19 protein-coding genes are annotated in these 18,791 nt (G+C 70.9%); 10 read left to right on the top strand and 9 right to left on the bottom strand.

Translation table 11 applies throughout. The annotated features are described in order from the left end of the window. From QL985_RS09530 to QL985_RS09515, 4 genes are all read right to left on the bottom strand, one after another. The coding region (locus QL985_RS09530; protein WP_290147758.1) for an Ada metal-binding domain-containing protein at positions 1 to 610 on the bottom strand (610 nt) is incomplete at its 3' end. 71 nt (positions 611 to 681) lie between these two features. Further along, complete coding sequence (locus QL985_RS09525) at positions 682 to 1,185, bottom strand: TspO/MBR family protein (RefSeq protein ID WP_019310289.1); 504 nt, start codon at positions 1,183 to 1,185, stop codon at positions 682 to 684. Positions 1,186 to 1,316: 131 nt separating this feature from the next. Beyond that, positions 1,317 to 1,439 carry a hypothetical protein gene (locus QL985_RS09520; protein WP_259906077.1) on the bottom strand — a complete coding sequence of 41 codons (123 nt, stop codon included), beginning with the start codon at positions 1,437 to 1,439 and terminating at the stop codon, positions 1,317 to 1,319. Next, positions 1,436 to 1,885: a pyrimidine dimer DNA glycosylase/endonuclease V gene (locus QL985_RS09515; protein WP_019310288.1), complete on the bottom strand. Its 450-nt coding sequence runs from the start codon at positions 1,883 to 1,885 to the stop codon at positions 1,436 to 1,438. Before QL985_RS09515 ends, QL985_RS09520 begins: the two co-directional genes overlap by 4 nt. A gap of 104 nt (positions 1,886 to 1,989) precedes the next feature. On the opposite strand from QL985_RS09515, the gene QL985_RS09510 reads away from it, so the two are divergent. The 3 genes from QL985_RS09510 to QL985_RS09500 all read left to right on the top strand — a co-directional run bounded on the left by QL985_RS09510 (position 1,990) and on the right by QL985_RS09500 (position 5,149). After that, positions 1,990 to 2,658, top strand: a complete 669-nt coding sequence (locus tag QL985_RS09510) for a DedA family protein (protein ID WP_019310287.1) — start codon at positions 1,990 to 1,992, stop codon at positions 2,656 to 2,658. Between the two features lie 113 nt (positions 2,659 to 2,771). Further along, complete coding sequence (locus tag QL985_RS09505) at positions 2,772 to 3,419, top strand: TetR/AcrR family transcriptional regulator (protein ID WP_019310286.1); 648 nt, start codon at positions 2,772 to 2,774, stop codon at positions 3,417 to 3,419. Beyond that, positions 3,416 to 5,149, top strand: a complete 1,734-nt coding sequence (locus tag QL985_RS09500) for a choline/carnitine O-acyltransferase (protein WP_259906078.1) — start codon at positions 3,416 to 3,418, stop codon at positions 5,147 to 5,149. Before QL985_RS09505 ends, QL985_RS09500 begins: the two co-directional genes overlap by 4 nt. Here QL985_RS09500 and QL985_RS09495 read toward each other — a convergent pair. Next, positions 5,146 to 5,322 (bottom strand): hypothetical protein, encoded by a 177-nt coding sequence (locus QL985_RS09495; protein WP_168165719.1) that lies wholly within the window; start codon positions 5,320 to 5,322, stop codon positions 5,146 to 5,148. The genes QL985_RS09500 and QL985_RS09495 overlap by 4 nt on opposite strands. Positions 5,323 to 5,325: 3 nt before the next feature. Continuing rightward, positions 5,326 to 5,517: a hypothetical protein gene (locus QL985_RS09490; RefSeq protein WP_019310283.1), complete on the bottom strand. Its 192-nt coding sequence runs from the start codon at positions 5,515 to 5,517 to the stop codon at positions 5,326 to 5,328. A gap of 213 nt (positions 5,518 to 5,730) precedes the next feature. Here QL985_RS09490 and QL985_RS09485 point away from each other — a divergent pair, with 213 nt between their 5' ends. From QL985_RS09485 to QL985_RS09475, 3 genes are read left to right on the top strand one after another with little or no spacing between them, the layout of a single operon-like run. Further along, positions 5,731 to 7,113: an MFS transporter gene (locus QL985_RS09485; protein WP_249494201.1), complete on the top strand. Its 1,383-nt coding sequence runs from the start codon at positions 5,731 to 5,733 to the stop codon at positions 7,111 to 7,113. A 25-nt stretch (positions 7,114 to 7,138) separates the two neighbouring features. Beyond that, a complete protein-coding gene (locus QL985_RS09480) occupies positions 7,139 to 8,800 on the top strand; it encodes an amidohydrolase (protein WP_019310281.1) in 1,662 nt (553 codons plus the stop codon). A 43-nt stretch (positions 8,801 to 8,843) separates the two neighbouring features. Then, the gene (locus QL985_RS09475; protein WP_019310280.1) at positions 8,844 to 9,644 is read left to right on the top strand and encodes an SDR family NAD(P)-dependent oxidoreductase; all 801 of its coding nucleotides are present in this window, start codon (positions 8,844 to 8,846) and stop codon (positions 9,642 to 9,644) included. Between the two features lie 182 nt (positions 9,645 to 9,826). On the opposite strand, the gene QL985_RS09470 is transcribed toward QL985_RS09475, so the two are convergent. Then, positions 9,827 to 10,267, bottom strand: coding sequence for a hotdog fold thioesterase (locus tag QL985_RS09470; protein WP_019310279.1), 441 nt, complete (start codon positions 10,265 to 10,267; stop codon positions 9,827 to 9,829). A 198-nt stretch (positions 10,268 to 10,465) separates the two neighbouring features. Here QL985_RS09470 and QL985_RS09465 point away from each other — a divergent pair, with 198 nt between their 5' ends. Beyond that, positions 10,466 to 11,464, top strand: coding sequence for a helix-turn-helix domain-containing protein (locus QL985_RS09465; RefSeq protein ID WP_019310278.1), 999 nt, complete (start codon positions 10,466 to 10,468; stop codon positions 11,462 to 11,464). Between the two features lie 162 nt (positions 11,465 to 11,626). Here QL985_RS09465 and QL985_RS09460 read toward each other — a convergent pair whose 3' ends face one another. After that, entirely contained in the window at positions 11,627 to 13,111 is a 1,485-nt protein-coding gene (locus QL985_RS09460) for an APC family permease (protein ID WP_035885250.1), read from the bottom strand. Between the two features lie 200 nt (positions 13,112 to 13,311). On the opposite strand from QL985_RS09460, the gene QL985_RS09455 reads away from it, so the two are divergent. The 3 genes from QL985_RS09455 (at position 13,312) to QL985_RS09445 (ending at position 16,535) form a co-directional block, all read left to right on the top strand. Beyond that, on the top strand, positions 13,312 to 14,718 hold the full coding sequence (locus tag QL985_RS09455) for an aldehyde dehydrogenase family protein (protein ID WP_124109622.1): 1,407 nt from the start codon (positions 13,312 to 13,314) through the stop codon (positions 14,716 to 14,718). Between the two features lie 279 nt (positions 14,719 to 14,997). After that, the gene (locus tag QL985_RS09450) at positions 14,998 to 16,080 is read left to right on the top strand and encodes an alkene reductase (RefSeq protein WP_191872010.1); all 1,083 of its coding nucleotides are present in this window, start codon (positions 14,998 to 15,000) and stop codon (positions 16,078 to 16,080) included. A gap of 248 nt (positions 16,081 to 16,328) precedes the next feature. Further along, positions 16,329 to 16,535: a cold-shock protein gene (locus QL985_RS09445; protein ID WP_019310274.1), complete on the top strand. Its 207-nt coding sequence runs from the start codon at positions 16,329 to 16,331 to the stop codon at positions 16,533 to 16,535. 188 nt (positions 16,536 to 16,723) lie between these two features. On the opposite strand, the gene QL985_RS09440 is transcribed toward QL985_RS09445, so the two are convergent. Further along, positions 16,724 to 18,328, bottom strand: a complete 1,605-nt coding sequence (locus tag QL985_RS09440) for a GMC family oxidoreductase N-terminal domain-containing protein (protein WP_259905648.1) — start codon at positions 18,326 to 18,328, stop codon at positions 16,724 to 16,726. Positions 18,329 to 18,791: the final 463 nt, after the last annotated feature.

Below are 18,791 nucleotides of genomic sequence, written 5' to 3'. Positions count from 1 at the left end.
CGGGGCGGTCGTGGGAGGGCGCACGAGCCCCGGAGGTGCGCCGGCCCTGCTCGCGCAGCTGCAGGGGGGTCATGTCGTAGACGTCACGGATCACCTCGTTGCACTGGCGCACGCTGGAGAACCCCGCCGAGAAGGCGATCTCGGAGACCTTCAGCTCCGTCTGCGTGAGCAGGGCACGGGCCGTCTGTGCGCGGTGGGCCCGGGCCAGGGCGAGCGGTCCCGCACCGAGCTCCTCGCCCAGCACGCGGGTGAGGTGGCGGGGTGAGTACCCGGTGCGCCGCGCGAGTCCCTCGACCCCTTCGCGGTCCACGACGCCCTCGGCGATCAGCCGCATGGCGCGCCCGGCCACGTCCCCGCGCACGTCCCACTCGGGGGAGCCCGGAACGGCCTCCGGCGCGCAGCGCTTGCACGCCCGGAAACCCGCGGCGTGGGCGGCCGCGCTCGTGCGGAAGAACTCCACGTTCTCGCGGCGCGGGGTGCGGGCCGGGCAGCTGGGGCGGCAGTAGATCCCGGTGGTGCGCACGGCCATCACGAACTGCCCGTCGAAGCGGGCGTCCCGTGAGCGGACGGCGCGGTAGCGCTCGTCGGAGGCGGTGTCGTCGGTGGGCATGCCCACCAGACTCGCACCGTCCGGCGCGGGACGCTAGCGGGTTTCGGACACGGCGCTCGGCGGGGCGGGCGTCAGTTGAGCAGTGCGATCCCCAGGTTCAGCGCCGCGGCGAACGTGACCCACCCGAGGTACGGGACCATGAGCCCCGCGGCCAGGCGGCTGACCTTCCAGAACACGGCCACGCACCACACCACGGCCATCCACAGGGCGGCGATGTCCACGAACGCGAGCCAGTACAGCTCGGCGCCGAAGAACAGCGGGGTCCACAGGGCGTTGAGCACCAGCTGGGCGCCCCAGAGGTACAGCGGGAAGGAGAAGCCGCGGGCGCGGAACATGAGCCAGCCGGCCACGGCGATGAGTGTGTAGAACACGGCCCACGCGGGCCCGAACAGCCACGCGGGCGGGGCGAAGAACGGCAGTTCCAGGCTCCCGTAGACCTCCTGCGCGTTGGAGGAGGCCAGGGCACCGAGCGCGGCGACCGCCGCGACGAGCAGGACGAACGGGATCAGGGAGAGCCACGAGCGGCCTCTGCGGGTCGGGGTGTTGACGGTCCGGGCGGTGGCGGGCGTGCTCATGGGGTGTCCTTGTCCATGTCGGTCGTGCGGCAATGGGCATATCCAGCATTCCACAAATGGTGATGACATATCAACAATTAGAAAGACGAGCAAAAGTAGGTCACGCGGCCGCATAGTGGGTGCGCGGAGCCTCAGGCCCCGGCGCCCAGCAGCCCCTCGTGCACCAGCCCGGCCAGTGCGCTCGCCGTGATCGCGAGCCAGCGCGAGATCCGACGACGCCGCCGCGCGACTCCCTGCCCCGACGCTCTGCTCACGGCTTGATCCGCTCCCACTCGGCCACGTCCCCGGGAACCACCGCGAACAGCGGGTGGGCGGGGGCGGCGTCGGGATCCATGCCGTCCAGGGCGGTGCGGGCCCACTCCGGGTCCCGGGCGAGGATCTTCTGCAGCAGGAACTCGAACTCGTAGCGCAGCTGGCCCGTGGTGACCGTGATGGAGCGGGACTCGGTGTCCCGGGGGCGCGCCAGGCGGGAGCGGTCGAAGCTGTAGCCGCGCCGGTCCGCCTCGTCCGCGACCCCGTGCAGGTAGGCCGTCACGAAGCCCACCGGATCGCTCGTGGCGCGGAAGCGCTGCAGCTGCGGGTGGCGGGTGTAGCCCGTGGTCTGACCCAGCAGCACCTTCTGGGCCAGCAGACCCTCCCGCCAGTCGGCTACGAGGGCGCGTCGATCCAGCAGGGACGGGTGAAGTGACCACAGGCGCATGCGCCCATTCAACCGTGCAACGCCCCGGAACCTCCAAGCCGGCTCCGAGCCAGCGCCCGTAGGATGGGGCCCACCCCTGACGACCACGTGCGGAGAACACCTTCATGTCCTTGCCTGCCATCCTGGCCGCCACCGCCGAGAGCGGTTCCCAACTCACCGGCGTCGCGGCGTGGGTGGTGGACGTGATGAACGCGATCGGCGCCCCCGGTGCCGGTGTCCTGGTGGCGCTGGAGAACCTGTTCCCGCCGCTGCCGTCCGAGGTGATCCTCCCGCTGGCCGGATTCACCGCGAGCCAGGGCGGATTCAGCCTGGCGAGTGCCATCTTCTGGACCACCCTGGGCTCGATCGTGGGCGCCATCGCGCTGTACTGGATCGGCATCGCCCTGGGGCGCCGCCGGCTGCGGATCGTCGTGGACAAGATGCCCCTGGTGGACCTGTACGACCTGGACCGCACCGAGGCGTGGTTCGACCGCCACGGCCGCAAAGCCGTCTTCTTCGGGCGGATGGTCCCCATCTTCCGCTCCCTGATCTCCATCCCGGCGGGCATCGAGCGCATGCCGTTCGGACTCTTCGTGCTGCTCAGCGGCCTGGGGTCCCTGATCTGGAACACCATCTTCGTGCTGGCCGGGTTCTACCTGGGCGAGAACTGGCACATCGCGGAGCAGTACGCGAGCGTGTTCTCGCGCATCGTGGTGGTCGTCGTCCTGGTGCTGGTCGTCTGGTGGGTGCTCAAGCGCATCCGGCGCAACCGGCAGGCGCGCTCCGGCACCTGAGCGGCACGGCGCGGACCGCGCGGGAGCCGGCCGTGCGGCGTCGTGGTCCGGAGGCGGTGTTCGCGTTCCGTCATCGAGCGCCCCAACCCGGCCTGACCAGTAGCATTGCGAGCGTGGCGCGCCCCCGCAAATTCGATGAGACCACCCGCCGAGCCCTGATCCAGGACGCCGCCGAACAGATCCTGTCCGGTGGTGTGGACTCCGTGTCCCTCCGGCCGCTGGCCGCCAAGCACGGCTGCTCCACCACCGCCATCTACACCATGTTCGGCAGCCGGGACGCCCTGATCGCCGAGGTGCGCCGTGAGGCCCTCGCCGACTACCTCCGGGCTCAGAGAGGGGCGCTCACCACGGGACGGCCGCTCGAGGACCTGGGCGCGCTCGCGCGGGAGAGCCGCCGCTGGGTGCTCGCGTACCCCGAGCTGTACAAGGTGATCCTGGGACGCGGCCGCCCCTGGCTGGGCACACCCATGGTCGGGGACGCGGAGCGCGTGGAGTTCGCGGAGGTCTCCACGCGCCTGATGTACCGGCTGATCCGCGCCGGGATCGACGAGGGCGCCCTCCACCCCGTCCCCGTCACGGACATCGGTGCGTCCGTACGGGCGGGGATCCACGGCTGGATCGCCATCGAGATGCACCATCCCGGGGCGCCCGGTGAGGACGCCGACGCCGCCTTCGACCGCCACATCCACGCCCTGCTGCGCGCGTGGTGCGTGGACACGCCCCTGACCTCCTCCTGCCGCACCACCGAAAGGACCCTATGAGCGCGAAGACCCTGCCCGTGCCCCCGCTGGGCGAGACGCTGTCGCGCTTCCTCACGGCCGCGGAGCCGCTGGTGGACCGGGAGGTCCTGGAGGACACCCGCCGGGAGGTCGAGCGCTTCTCCTCTCACGAGGGTCCGCGCCTGCAGGCCGCCCTGGAGGAGTTCGCCCGCGCGGAGGACGCCGAGGGGCGCAGCTGGCTCTCGCGGGATTGGCTGGACGGCTACCTCACGGTCCGCACCCCGTTGCCGCTGACCACCAGCGTGGGCTTCCAGATCGCGGGGAACTACGGCGCACCCGGCGTGGGGCGGGCCGCGGAGCTCGTGTACCGCGCGGTGTCGGTGCACCTGCGGCAGGTGCGCGGGGAGACCCCCCAGCAGGTGGACCCCCGAGGCAACCCCCTGAGCATGGAGCAGTGGGAGTGCCTGGCCGGGGGAGTCCGCCATCCCCTCCCGGAACGGGACGAGATCCGCAGACCGGGCCCGGCGGCGTCGTCGTCCGGCGGCGTGGTGGACGTCCCGGAGATCGGCGTGATCCACCGCGGGCGGCTGTACGCGCTGCCGATCGCCACCGGGCAGCTGCGGCCGGTGCCGCTGCGGACCGTGGCGCAGGGGCTGCGGGAGGTGCTCGAACGGGACGAGCCGCGCGAGACCGAGCTGCCGTTCGGGGCTCTGTCCTACCTGGGCAGCGAGGTGGCGGCACCCCTGCTGGAGCGACTGACCGCGGACGCGCACAACGCGGAGGTCTACGAGCGCATCACGCGCATGCTGTTCGTGGTCAACCTGGTGGAGGCACGCGCGGAGGTCGTGGAGCACCTGGAGCGCTCGGCGTTCGAGGTGGGGCACGCGTGGGCGTACAAGCCCATCACGTACGAGGTGTGCCTGGAGGACGAGTGGCTCGCGATGCTCGTGGAGCACAGCACCGTGGACGGTGCCACGATCCTGGCGGTCGCCGGGGAGCTGCAGGACCTCGCGGTCCCGGACGAGGCGCCCCTGCCGGATGCTCCGCAACCGGAGGCACTCACGTGGGACATCGCCCCGCGGCTGCGGGAGGAGCTCGTGGCGGCGGTCGCCGGCTACCGCAGCGAGGCCGCGCTGCTGGGCGTGCACCGCGTGGTGGTGCCGCGCCCGCACCGCGCGGAGCTGCCGTTCCGGATCAGCGACGACGGCGCCCAGCAACTCATCATGCTGCTCGCCCAGCACGCTACGTACGGGCGGGTGCGCGGGGTCTACGAAGCGGTGGACATGCGGGAGTACCAGGCCGGGCGCACCGAGTGCCTACGGCCCGTCACCACTGAGGCCGCCGCGTTCGTGCGGGCCCTGCACGAGGGCACCGCCACCGAGGAGCTCTTCCGCGCCGCCCTGGACGCCCACCGCGGCTGGGTCAAGGCGTGCAAGAGCGCCCACGGGGTGGACCGGCACCTGCTGGGGCTCGCCATGATGGCCGATCGCACCGGTGAGACCTCCGCGTTCTTCGGGTCCCCGGCGCTTGCGGCGGTGCGCCACGACTTCCTCTCCACCACGTCCATCGGTGGACCGGACCGGATCGTGCGCTACGCGTTCGCCCCCACCACGCCCGAGGGCTTCGGGGTCACCTACACCACGTGCGCGGACAGCTACGAGTTCTGCGTGAACTACCGCCGGGACACCAGCGAGGACCTGGAGGGCTTCGCGCACCACCTCACCACGGCCGCGCAGACGCTGTGGGAGTTCGTGGCGTCGCTGCGGGGCTAATTGCCGGTGTCCGGCTCCCGGCCCTGCATGTCCGTCATGGCGCCGATCCCGCCGTCCGCGGGCTGCGGCTGGGTACGGTCGTCCGTGAGGTACTCCTGCTCCTGCTCGGGAGTCATCCCCACGGTCTGCTCCTTGGCGGTCTGGCCGTTATCTGCGGTGTGTCTGCCCGCCACGGCTCAGCCCTCCCGCTCGGCGAGGATGTCGTCCAGGGTCTCGCGGACGGCCTGACGTGCGGCCACACGCGAACTGGCCGCGCGCTGCTGCTCGTGGTTGTCCGCGTCCTCGACGCGCTGCTTCTCCTCGTCCTCACGCTCCTTGGCCTTGTCGCGGGCGGTCTGCAGGGCTTCCCAGATGCTGTTCTCACTCATGGAGCCAGTCGACCACTCAGCGCCGAGGGCCACAACCGTCTCGGGGCCACCACATGAAGTGACACAGTCGGCACTTTTCTGCCGAACGGGGGTCGCGAGGTATTTGACGCTCTGCGACCTGGGTCACATAGTGGCAGGGCAGGGGTCACAGCGTGGTGGTCCCGCCGGCCACTGCGTGGACCGGTTCTCCTCCCTCCTGATCCAGAGGTGCCCATGTCCCACACCGTCGGTGGTCCCGCAGACCACGCGCAGGGCGGCCAGACCGTCCGGCAGCACGACCCCCGCAAGGCCCGCCGCGCGCTGATCGGCGCGTACGTGGGCACGTCCCTCGAGTGGTACGACTTCTTCCTGTTCGGCACCACCTCCTCCATCGTCTTTGCGCCGCTGTTCTTCGGCGGGGACGATCCCGCCCTCGCGGTGATCAGCTCGTTCCTGCTGTTCGGGGTGGGCTTCATCGCACGCCCCATCGGGGCGCTGCTCGCGGGGCACTTCGGGGACCGGCTGGGCCGGCGCACCATCCTCATGATCACGATCGTGGCCATGGGTGTGTCCTCCACGCTGATCGGGGTGCTGCCCACGTTCGAGACCGCGGGCATCGTGGCGCCCATCCTGCTGGCGGTCCTGCGGTGCGTGCAGGGCATGGCCGCGGGCGGCGAGTGGGGTGGTGCCACGCTGATGGCCGTGGAGAACGCCCCCGAGGGCAAACGCGGGTTCTACGGATCGGTGGTGCAGCTGGGCTCTCCCACCGGCACCATCCTCTCCTCGATGATCGTGGCCGCCGTGGTGGCCGTCTCCGGGGAGTCGTTCCTGGAGGGTGCCTGGCGCATCCCGTACCTGATCTCCATCCTGCTGGTGGTCGTGGGCGTGTGGATCCGGCTGCGCGTGGACGAGACCGACGACTACAAGGACGCCCAGGCCGCCCGCGCGGCCGCTCCCCAGGAGAAGGAGGGCCTGCCCGCCGTCGAGATCCTGCGGACCGTGCCCGGGCGCCTGATCCTGGGCGTGGGCACGTACCTGTTCGGCAACGCCGGGTTCTTCGTGCTCACCACGTTCATGATCAGCTACGTCACCGGGGAGCTCGGCCTGCCCTCCACCGTGATCCTCACGGCCATCACGTGGGGTGCGGTCGCGCAGCTGGTCACCATGTCCGTGGCCGGCAAGCTGGCGGACCGGACCTCCCCGTCCATCGTGGTGGTCCTGGGCTACGCACTGGCCACGGTGCTCGCGTTCCCCATCTTCTGGCTCGTGGACACGCGCGACGTCGCGTGGATCACCGCCGCGATGATCCTGGGCATCGGCTTCGCGTCCATCCCGTACGCGCCGGTGGGCACGATGCTCACCCAGCTGTTCCCGGTGAAGGTCCGCTACTCCGCGATCGCCATGTGCGCCAACTTCGCGGGCGTGATCGCCGGGTTCATGCCCGCACTGGCCGCGTGGATCCTCGGGGTCACGGGCGGCGGCTCCACGGGCCCGGCCCTGCTGCTGATGGTGCTGGGTGTCATCTCGCTGGTCTCCTCGATCGCCGCCCGCCGGCTCATCCGCCGCGACGAGGAGCAGAACGTGGACCAGATCTCCGGAGACCTGCTGAACCGGTGACCCCGGTGGAAACGAGGAATCAGACATGACAGGGCAGAACACCCGCAGCCTCGCCGTGGTCAATGCCGTGGTGCACCGACCCGCCGGGCAGTACCGTCCCGAGCCGCAGGCCGTGGTGGTCCAGGACGGCGTCATCACCTTCGTGGGGGACGCCCGCGAGGCACGACGCCGCACGGCACCGGATGCGCCGGTGGTGGACGCGGGCGGGCGGTACCTGATGCCGGGGCTCATCGAGACGCACGGGCACCCGGGGCTGTACGCGCGGCTGGCGCTGAACGCGGACTGCCGGCCGTCCGTCACTCCGCGAGCGGGCGACGTCGTCACGGCTATCCGTGAGGCAGCCCGGGAGACTGCGGCGGGGGAGTGGGTGATCGGCTGGGGCTACGACGAGCACCGCATGAACGGGGGCGGGCCCACCCGCGCGGACCTGGACGAGGCCGCACCGGAGCACCCGGTGTACCTCAAGCGCACGTGTGCGCACATGGCGCTCGTGAACACCGCGGCCTTGGAGCGCATGGGCATCACGCGGGACACCCCGGACCCCTCCGGCGGGTGCATCGTGCGGGATGAGAGCGGTGAGCCCACCGGGCTGCTCCAGGAGACCGCGATGTCGCTCGCGGACCTGCCCGTGAGCGGGGCGGACGAGCTGCTGGACGGCATGCGCGTGGCCCAGCAGGACTTCGCGGCGTGGGGGCTCACCACGGTGCACGACATGAGCACCGGGCCCCTGGAGATGGGCACCTACCTGCGGCTGAAGGAGGAGGGAGAGCTCACCACACGGTTCCGCCCGTGGTACTTCGCGCTGAAGCTCGGTGACTTCCACGGCAGCTACGACGAGGTGATCGGCACCGGGATCCGCAGCGGTCTGGGGGACGACATGGTGCGGATCCAGGGCATGAAATTCATCCTGGACGGCTCCGTGGGTGGACGGACCGCAGCGGTGGAGGAGCCCTTCGAGGGCACCGACTCCCGCGGCATCCTCTACTACGACACCCCGGACATCGCCCCCATGGCCGCCCAGGCGCTGCGCAACGGTCTGCGGCTGGCCATCCACGGGATCGGGGAGCGCGCCGTGGAACAGGCCCTGGACCTCATCGAGGGGGCGGGCCGCGAGGTCGCCGCCGAGGCCGAGGACCCCGAGGCGGCCTACGAGAAGGCGGTCACGCGGCGTCGTCACCGGGTGGAGCACTGCGCGCTGCCCACCGAGGAGGACCTCCGGCGGCTGGTCGGGGGCCGGATCGTGGCGGCGTCCTCCACGGCGTTCCTCCACGAGCTCGGGGACTCCTACCTCACGAACCTGGGTCCGGAGCGGATGCGGCGGACCTACCCTATGCGCACGTTCCTGGACCGCGGGATCACGGCGCCGAGCAACTCGGACTTCCCGGTGACCACGGCCAACCCCTGGCTGGGCATCTCCGCGTGCGTGACCCGCACGTCCGTGTCCGGCAAGGTCACGGACACCACCCAGAACATCACGGTGGCCGAGGCCCTGGACGCCTACACCGTGGAGGCCGCCAAGGCCTCGTTCGAGGAGCACAGGGTGGGCTGTATTGCGGAGGGCTTCCTGGGAGACTTGGTGCTGTTGGACCGTCATCCCTTCGAGGTGGACGTCCGGGAACTCCAGGATGTCACCGCGGAGCTGACCGTGTGCGACGGGCGGATCGTGCACCGCACGGACTCCGTCTGAACCACCCCACTGTTCGTCGATGTGCTGATCGAAGGAGATCCAGATGTCCGAGAATCCCGCCATGCCCCAGATGCTCAACGCCGAGTGGGTGGAGAAGGCCACCCCGGAGAGGTTCGCCGGCCAGACCGTGGTGGTGACCGGAGCGGCGTCGGGCATCGGCCGTGCCGTGGCCATGCGCGTGGTCCAGGAGGGCGGCCGCGTGGTCGCCGTGGACCTCGCGGAGGACGGCCTGAGGAGCCTCGCCGAGGAGCTCGGGGAGAACCTGGTGCCCGTGACGGCAAACCTCACCGAGGAGGACGCCGCCCAGCGGGTCGTGGCCGCCTGCGACGGCCGCGTCGACGCCCTGGTGAACAACGCCGGGATCATGGACAACTTCGCCCCGGTGCACGAGGTCACGGACGCCACGTGGCAGCGCGTGTTCGCCGTGAATGTGGAGGCCATGATGCGTCTGACCCGCGCGGTGGTCCCGCTCATGCTCGAGGCCGGCCGCGGAAGCGTGGTGAACCTGGCCTCGGAGGCCGGGCTGCGCGGCTCCGCGGCGGGCATCGCCTACACGGCGTCCAAGCACGCGGTGATCGGCATGACCCGCAACTCCGCGTTCATGTACGCCACCTCCGGGCTGCGCTTCAACGTGGTGGCCCCGGGCGGAGTGGCCACGGGCATCCAGATCCCGAAGGACGCCTCGCAGTTCGGCGGCGCCCGCCTGGCCACCGTGCAGGCGAACATGCCCGGTGTGGCCAGCGCGGCCCACCTCGCGTCCTCCATCTGCTTCCTGGCCAGCGACGACGGCGTCAACGTCAACGGCGCCGTCCTGCCCTCGGACGGCGGCTGGTCCGCGGTCTGATCCCCGCTCCGGCCTCTGCTGGGCGCCCCGCGCCCGGCCCCCTGCGGAGAACGACGCCGCTCGGCGGGGCCCCGCGCGACCGGGCGGGCCGAGTGCAGGCCACCCGCGCCCGGCCCGGACGACGATCCCCGCAGCACCTCGTACGGGTGCCGCGGGGATCGTCGTCGTTCAGAAGCTCGGTGTCAGGCCTGCACCTGCGTCTTCGGGGCCGGGGGCGTGGTGCCCTGGCCGGTGAAGTAGGCGACCACGCGGCCGTCGGCCTCCAGCACGACGTCGCAGATCTGGTTCCTGCCGAAGCTGACCCGGCGCGTGGCCGTGGCCGTGATGGTCTGGCCGGTGTGCGCGGGGGCCGTGAACGTGATCTCGGCGTTGCGCGTGACGATCGGCGCGCCCGCGGTGGCGCAGCAGTACGCGAGCGTGGTGTCCGCGAGGGTGAACAGGTACCCGCCGTGGCAGATGCCGTGGCCGTTGGCCATGAAGTCCGAGACGGTCATGGACATGGTGACCTTGCCCTGCTCGATCTCGCCCAGGTCGATCCCCAGGTGCAGCGGGGCAGGGTCGTTGCGGAGGATCTCGTGGAGCAGCTCGCGGATGGCGTTCATGTCGGTGGGATCGGCGTACATGGTCACCCTTCGGGGTTGAGGTGGCGGCCGGGGCGCTGGGCCCCGGGAGCCGGCCCCGGACGGGGCGTCGGCGCGGTACGAGATCACTCTAGGGGCACTGCACAGCCCCCCCGCTGCAACACCGGGCCGGAGGGGTGCCCGGCGCGTACCATGCGGGAAACGGTCGAGGCGGTTCCCGCGGCAGGGAGAGGGGCGCACATGCGAGATTCCACCGAGTCGGCGCAACCGGTGGGCCACGCGCGACCGGACCGCCCTGGTTCCGCGTCCGATCAGCGCCGCGACCTCACCATGGCCCAGTGGCGCGAGCTCATCAACGCGTCCTTCGCGGCCCTGGAGATCACCGCCCCTGTGGAGAGCGCGTTCCGTGCGGACCTCACCACGGTGGAGCTGGACGACGTCCACCTCTTCGACATGACCACCAACGCCCACCGCGTGGTCCGCACCGCAGAGATGGTGGAGCAGGACGCCGGAGAGTACCTCAAGCTGAGCCTCCAGCTGGAGGGTGAGGCCCAGCTGCGCCAGGACGGACGGGAGTGCGTGCTGAGCCCCGGCAGCCTGGGGCTGTACGTGGCCTACCGCCCGTACGAGCTGGTCTACGAGGGCCCCCAGCGCAGCATGATCATGACTTTTCCCCGCTCGGTGGTGCAGCTGATCCCCGCCCAGCTGGACCTGGTGACCGCCCGGCGCATCGGGCAGGAGGACGGGCTGGGCCGGGTGGCGGTGCCCATGTTCCGCAACCTGGCCGAGAACATGGACCTGCTGCGCGGCCCCCACGCCATCAAGCTCGTGCGCTCCGCGCTGGACATGCTCGTCAGCGTGCTCTCCGCGGAGGTCGTGGAACCTGCTGCCGAACAGGCCGGGGACCTGCTGGTGCAGCAGGCCACGGCGTACATCGCGGACCACCTCGCGGACCCGGAGCTCTCCCCGGGGTCCGTGGCCCGCGCGCTGTACGTGTCCGTGCGGCAGCTGCACAGCCGTTTCGCCGCGCAGGGCCTCACGGTGGCCTCCCACATCCGCGCCGCCCGGCTGACCGCGGTGCGCGCGGCCCTCGCCGATCCCGCGCACCGCCAGGAGGCCGTCCACACCCTCAGTGCCCGCTGCGGTCTCACGGATCCGGCGCACGTGAGCAAGATCTTCAAAGCCGAGTTCGGGGAGACACCCTCCGCGTACCGGCGCCGCGTGCTCGCCTCCTCCTGAGCCCCGGTTCACGACGCCGCCCGCTCGCCGCGGCCATCGCCCGGGGGCGCGGCGTCGCCGTAGACCGTGAACCGTCCCGGGAGTCAGCTGGGTCCGCAACGGGCGCTCGGCTCGACCCGGGCGTGCCCGCTGGACCCGGCCGGGCGGCGTCGTGCGGCGGCGTCACTGCCGCTCGGGGACCACCGGGATCTCCTGGGACTCGGGGATCTGGTCCACGTTGTCCATGGCGGCGTAGATCTCGGGGCGGGTGCGGCGCAGGATCTCGCCCCAGACCAGGCCCACCACGCCGGAGCCGATGATGATCCCGGGCATCACGACCACGAGCGGGGAGAAGCCCTCGGCGCCGATCAGCAGGTCGAAGTTGGAGAGCACCAGCACGGCCACCGCCACGAGCGCCACGGCGGAGATGGCCGGTGCAACGATGCGCGTCCAGACCCCGTGGCCGTGGTGGTCGCGGGCGAACCAGGCCAGGACGGCCACGGAGGTCACGGCCAGCAGGAACACCAGCCCGAACGCGGCGGCGTTCGTGAGCCACGTGAACAGCGTGAGCACGGGGAACAGCTCGCCGAGCTCGGAGCCCGCGCCCGCGATAGCGAACACGACGATCACCGCCAGCCCCATCACGGACTGCGCCACGGAGCCCGCCACCGGGGCGCCCGTTCGCGGGGACACCCCGCCCAGCCGGCGGGGGAGCACACCCGTGCGGCCCAGCGCGAAGAAGTAGCGCGCGGCGCCGTTGTGGAACGCCACGAGGGCCGCGAGCAGCGAGGTGATGAACAGGACGTTGGCGATTGTGGCGAGGGCCGGGCTGCGCTCGGAGAGCCACACGAACACGAGGTCCGGGCCGAACTCCTGGGCGGCGGCCACGATCTGAGAGGGGCCCACCCCCACGGCCAGTGCCCATGCGGAGACCGCGTAGAACACGGCGATCACGCCCACCGCGATGTAGGTGGCGCGGGCGACCGTGCGGCGGGGGTTCCTGGTCTCCTCCGAGTAGATCGCGCCGGACTCGAAGCCCATGAACGCCGCGAATCCGAAGGACAGCAGCACCCCCACGCCGCCGGCGAAGAAGCTGGAGGGCTGCAGGGGCTCGGCGGAGATCCCCTCGGGGGCGCTCACCAGGGCCAGCACGGAGACCACGGTGACCACCACGAACTCCAGGGCCACCAGGACGCCGAGCACCTTGGCGGAGAGGTCCACGCTGTTCACGCCCAGGGCGGCCACGACCACCCAGCCCAGCAGGGCGGCGGCCCACCACGGGATGCTCACGCCCAGCGACGTGGACAGCAGCGTGGCCAGGGAGAAGCCGAAGAGCCCGTAGAGCCCCACCTGCATCATGTTGTAGGAGACCAGCGCCAGGATGGCCGCGGCCACGCCCTGCCGGTTGCCGAGCCCCTCGGTGATGTAGGCGTAGAACGCGCCCGCGTTCTGGATGTGGCCGCTCATGGCGCCGTATCCCACCGCGAAGAGCATGATGATCACGCCGAGCGCCAGGTAGCTCACGGGCACGCCCAGGATCCCGGAGACCGCGAACGTGGTGGGCACCCCGCCGGCGAGCACGGTGAGCGGTGCGGACGCGGCGATGATCATGAACACCAGCGCGGTGGTGGACAGGTGGCGTCTCGCCAGTGTGGTGGGTTGGGACACGGTGGCCTCCGGGGGTGAGCGGATCGTTTTCCCTATTGTGTTGTGCGTCACAGCGGCCGGTGTTGTCGCTCAGCGCGCGGCAGTTGTCCTGGACTGCCGGACACCGTTCCCCCGGCCACGCCGGGACGTGATCCACGGCACAATGGCAGCAGTCGGCCGCGCTCACCCGCGCCGCCCGTCCACCGCCACGAGGAGTCACTGTGAACACCTGCCAAGACCTGCTCTCGGCCATCACCGATCCGTCCGGCCGCGAGATCCTGGACCCCGCCACGGGGGAGGTGGTCGGCACGGTCCACGAGTCCACCACCGCCGAGCTCGACGACGCCGTGGCCGCCGCCCGCGCGGCCCAGCCGGACTGGGCGGGGCTGGGTCACGCGAAGCGCTCCGAGTACCTGCACCGGGCCGCGGACGCCGTCGAGGCGAACGCGGAGGCGCTCGCCGAGCTGCTGTCCCGCGAGCAGGGCAAGCCCGTGAAGAACGGGCCGAACGCGGCGTTCGAGGTGGGCGGCTGCGTGGGGTGGCTGCGTGCCAGCGCGGACTTCCCGCTGGAGCCCGAGGTGCTCGTGAACGACGAGTCCGGGTACGCGGAGTTGCAGTACGTGCCGCTCGGCGTCGTGGGGGCCATCGGGCCGTGGAACTGGCCCATGATGATCACCGTGTGGCAGGTCGCGGCATCGCTGCGCATGGGCAACACCGTGGTGGTCAAGCCCTCCGAGTACACGCCGCTGTCCGTGGTGGGCCTGGTGCACGTGCTCAACCAGGCGCTGCCCGCGGACGTCCTGCGCGTGGTCCCCGGCGGCGGGGAGGTGGGCAAGGCGCTGTCCACCCACGAGGACGTGGACAAGATCATGTTCACCGGTTCCACGAAGACCGGCCAGGCCATCATGCGCTCCGCGGCGGACGGCCTCGCCCGCCTGACCCTGGAGCTGGGGGGCAACGACGCCGGCGTCGTGCTCCCGGACGTGGACGCCCAGGCGGTTGCCGGGGACCTCTTCTGGGGCGCGTTCATCAATACCGGGCAGACGTGCGCGGCGCTCAAGCGGCTGTACGTGCACGAGGACGTGTACGAGGAGGTGTGCGAGGCGCTCGTGGCCGTGGCCCGCCAGATGCCCATGGGCAACGGCCGCGAGGAGCAGAACGTGCTGGGCCCGCTGCAGAACAAGCAGCAGTACGACATCGTGGCCGGGCTCGTGGAGGACGCCAAGAAGGGTGGCGGGCGCGTGCTCATGGGCGGGGATCCAGTGGCGGACCAGCCCGGCTACTTCTACCCCACCACGATCATCGCGGGCCTGCCCAACGACAACCCGCTGGTGGCCCAGGAGCAGTTCGGACCCGCGCTGCCCATCATCAAGTACTCGGACGTGGACGAGGCCGTGGCCATGGCCAACGGCCTGGACGTGGGGCTCGGGGCGTCCGTGTGGAGCTCCAGCACGGAGAACGCCATGGCCGTGGCCCAGCGCCTCGAGGCCGGCACCGTGTGGATCAACAAGCACGGCGCCGTGGACCCCCGCATCCCCTTCGGCGGCATCAAGAAGTCCGGCTTCGGCCTGGAGTTCGGCGTGGAGGGTCTCAAGTCCGTGGCGGCGAGCAAGGTGATCTCCCGCTGATCGGCGACCTCGCTCCATGCAGTGCCGTGCACTGCACAAGACCAGGGGAATGACCGGGTGAGCAGGTGGCCCGATGGGGGATCGACGGGGCCGGGTGCGGACCGCTCGCGGGAGCGGGGGTACCCGGCCCCTGGTGTGCCCGGGATGTGGGGGAGGGGCGTCGGCGTGCCTCTGCGGCGGTCTCCGCACCCCGTGAACTTTCCGCAGGAATGGTCAGCGCAGCAAGGGTGTTGTCCCTGATGACCAGGCAGTAACCGCAGTTTCAACGGAGGGACCCGCATGCCCACCCTGTTCGACCCCATCACCGTAGGAGCCTTCGAGCTCACAAACCGTGTGGCCATGGCGCCGCTCACCCGGATGCGCTCCGACGAGGACGGTGTGCCCAAGGACATGAACGTGGAGTACTACGCGCAGCGGGCCTCCGCAGGGCTCGTGGTCACCGAGGGCACGTTCCCCGCACTGACGAGCCGTGGATTCTGGGGCCAGGCCGGGATCGAGACTTCTGAGCAGGCCCTCGGATGGTCCCGCGTGGCCGAGGGGGTCCACGACAAGGGTGGCGTGGTGTTCATGCAGGTCATGAACGCGGGCCGCGTCTCGCACCCCGAGCTCACGGGAGGCGCCACGCCGGAGGCCCCGAGCGCCGTCGGCATCGACCAGCAGACCCACGTGCCCAGCGGCAAGCAGCCCATTCCCGTGCCGCGCGCGCTGGAGACCGACGAGCTGCCGCGCATCCGGCAGGAGTTCGTCTCCGCCGCGCGCCGTGCGGTGGACGCGGGGATCGACGGTGTGGAGATCCACGGCGCGAACGGGTACCTGCTCCACGAGTTCCTGGCCCCGTCCGCCAACCACCGTGAGGACGAGTACGGCGGCTCGCCCGAGAACCGGGCGCGTTTCGTGATCGAGGTGGTGCGCGCCGTCGCCGAGGAGATCGGCGGGGCCCGGGTGGGTCTGCGGATCTCCCCCGAGCACAACGTCCAGGGTGCCATCGAGGACGACCACGACGACGTCCGCGCCACCTACTCCGCGCTGCTCGCCGGCCTGCGGGACCTGGGCCTGGCCTACCTCTCCGTGCTGCACAAGGACATCGACGGCGAGTTCGTGCAGGAGCTGCGCGGCCAGTTCGACGGCGTGTTCTACCTCAACAGCGGTTTCAGCGAGTACACCGAGCTCGAGGAGTCCGAGCACATCATGGCCGCGGACCTCGCGGACGGCGTCATGGTGGGGCGTGAGCTGATCGCCAACCCGGACCTGGTGGAGCGCTGGCGGAACGGGCTGGAGCTGAACACCCCGGACCCCAAGACCTTCTACCTGGGTGGACCCAAGGGCTACGTGGACTACCCGTTCGCCGCAGCGCGCGTCTGAGACCGGGCACCCGGGCCGTCTGGAGGAGGGCGGGTCGGAGGGGCGTCGGGGGGAGCGGCGTTTGACTCCGGCCTGCCGGGGCCGTAGCTTGAGGAGAAGTTGTTGAGGTTTCGTTTTGTCTTTTAAGCATCACCCCACCGTCTGAGGTGTGGCAGTTTTTCTGAAGAAACGTTCATGGCAAGCATCGCAGCGCCGAGCACCCGAAATTCGGGACGAGCTCACTTTCTTCCAGAAAGACAGGTCTGACTATGACTACTGGCACCGTCAAATGGTTCAACGCTGACAAGGGCTTCGGCTTCATCGCCCCCGAGGACGGCTCCGACGACGTCTTCGCCCACTTCTCCGGCATCAACTCCGGCGGCTTCCGCTCCCTCAACGAGGGCGACAAGGTCGAGTTCGAGGTGCAGCAGGGCGACCGCGGCCTGCAGGCCACGAACATCACGGTGATCTCCTGATCACTCCCTGATCATTCGTTTGCGGGCGAGGGCAGCTCCCCGGGGACCACGAGAAATGCGCTCTGCCGATTGCGGCGGGGCGCATTTCTCGTGGTCCGACGGCCGCCTGGGGATCTGCACGCCGCCCCGGAGCGCACGCGCTCTCCCGGGCTCTGGTCGGGCCTCGGCTCCGGTGACCCGGTCTCAGGTCACTCTCCCAGCAGCATCCGCGCCCCCTTCTCGGCGATCATGGCGGAGGGGGCGTTCGTGTTGCCGTTGGTGATGAACGGCATCACGGAGGCGTCCACCACCCGCACGCCGTCCACTCCTCGCACGCGCAGCGTGGCGGGGTCCACCACGGCCATCTGGTCGGTGCCCATGCGGCACGTGCCCACCTGGTGGTGGTAGGTGGTCACGGCCCGGTCCATGTAGGCGTCCTCGTCCGCCTCGGTGACCACGTCCGGTCCGGGGTAGATCTCCCGCGCGCCCCACTCCTCGGCCAGAGGGGAGGACGCCGCCATCGCCCGTCCCTGCCGCAGCGATGCCCGCAGCGCCTCTCGGTCCCGGGGGTCCGAGAAGATGTTGGGGTCGTAGTTCGCCGGATCCGTGCTGCTGGGCCCGGTCAGGGTGATCCGGCCCCGCGAGTACGGGCGCACCAGCCCGGTGTGCAGTGTGAAGGCGTTGGCGGGGCCCTCCATCTGGTCGTCGTACATGGGCACGCAGAAGTGCAGAGGCTGGGTGTCCGGGCGGTCCTGGTCCGGGGTGGACTTCCAGAACAGGTGCGTCTGGGTCACCGCGATCTCGTCCTCGGGGTGCTCGATGGTCCGGGCCGTGGCCTCTGCGATCACGGGCACGAGCAGGTGGTCGTGGAGGTTCTCACCCACGCCGGGCAGGTCCACCACCGGCTCGATCCCCACCTCCCGCAGGTGCTCCGCGGGGCCGATGCCCGAGCGCATGAGAATCTTGGGACTGTCCAGCGCCCCGGCGCACAGCACCACCTCGTCCGCCTCGATGACCTCCCCGGCCGAGCCGAGGTCCGCGGTGGGTTCCTCCGGCGAGACGCCCTCCACCTCGGCGTTCGGCCCCGCGTGCAGCTGGACCCCCGTGACCCGGCCGTCGGTCAGCACGAGCCGTTCCACCACCGCCCCGGTGCGGACCTCGATGGCGCCCCGGTCCACCCACGGCTTCGCGTACGCCATGTAGGTGGTCACGCGTCTGCCGTCGGCCACGGTCAGCTGCTCCTGGGAGATGCCCTCCTGGGCGCCGGAGTTGTAGTCGGCGTTAAACGGCACCCCCACGGCCTCGGCGGCCGCGATGATCGAGTCGAAGATCGGGCTGAGGCGGTAGCCGCCGACCACGGGAACGGGACCGTCCGTGCCGCGGGGCGCGGCGGCGTCGTCGTCCGCGGTGGGGCCGTCGTAGGCCTCGAGCGCCTCGAAGACGGGGGCGACGTCGCGCCACGCCCAGCCCTCGCAGCCGGCCGCGGCCCAGTCGTCGTAGTCGAGCGGGTTGCCACGCACCCAGATGGCGGCGTTGAGCGCGTGGGAGCCGCCCAGCACGCGCCCGCGCGGCCAGTGAATCACCCGCCCGGAGGCGTGCTCCTGCGGCACGGTGAAGTAGTCCCAGTCCTCGGGGCTGTGCCAGAGCTCGCCCAGACGGGAGAGGTGCGGGATGGCCGGGTTGGTGTCCTCACCGCCCGCCTCCACGAGTGTGACGTGGTGGCCGGCCTCGGCCAGGCGCCCGGCGACGATGGATCCTGCGGTGCCTGCGCCCACGATGACGGTGTGGCGCGCACTGTCTGCTGTGTTGGTCATGGTCCCAGTATGTGATGCGGGACACGTGGCGGCTGGTCCTGGCGTGCACGGCATGTGGGGATGCGTGCAAAGCCGACCCGCCCACCGCCCGCCTCCGCTGAAGATTAAGTGCAGGTTTTGCCGTCTACCGGGCAGTAGACGGCAAACTCTGCACTTAATCCTCGTGTGGGGGGTCCGCTCTAACGGAGCAAAAGCAGATTTTCGCTGCTCAGGCTGTGCTTGCTCCACAAGACAGCACCACCGCCGGGCGGGGCCCCGGTAGAATCGCAGCGTTGTCAGGGGTTCTCCGCGTGTGTGGTCGGGTGCGCGGTCGTCGGTCGTACCCAGGAGCACGCACATGAGCACACCCCCGCCCCACGAATCCCCGCGCATGACGCCGCCCGCACCGGCCGGTGCCCCCTCGCTCGTGTCCGCGGGTGGTTGGCCGTTCCTCATCACGGGACTCATCGGCCGGCTGCCCGCC

The sequence above is a fragment of the Kocuria sp. APC 4018 genome (assembly GCF_030407675.1).
GTDB classification, from domain to species: Bacteria; Actinomycetota; Actinomycetes; order Actinomycetales; family Micrococcaceae; genus Kocuria; species Kocuria rhizophila.
This window is presented reverse-complemented; position numbering and strand designations above follow the sequence as displayed.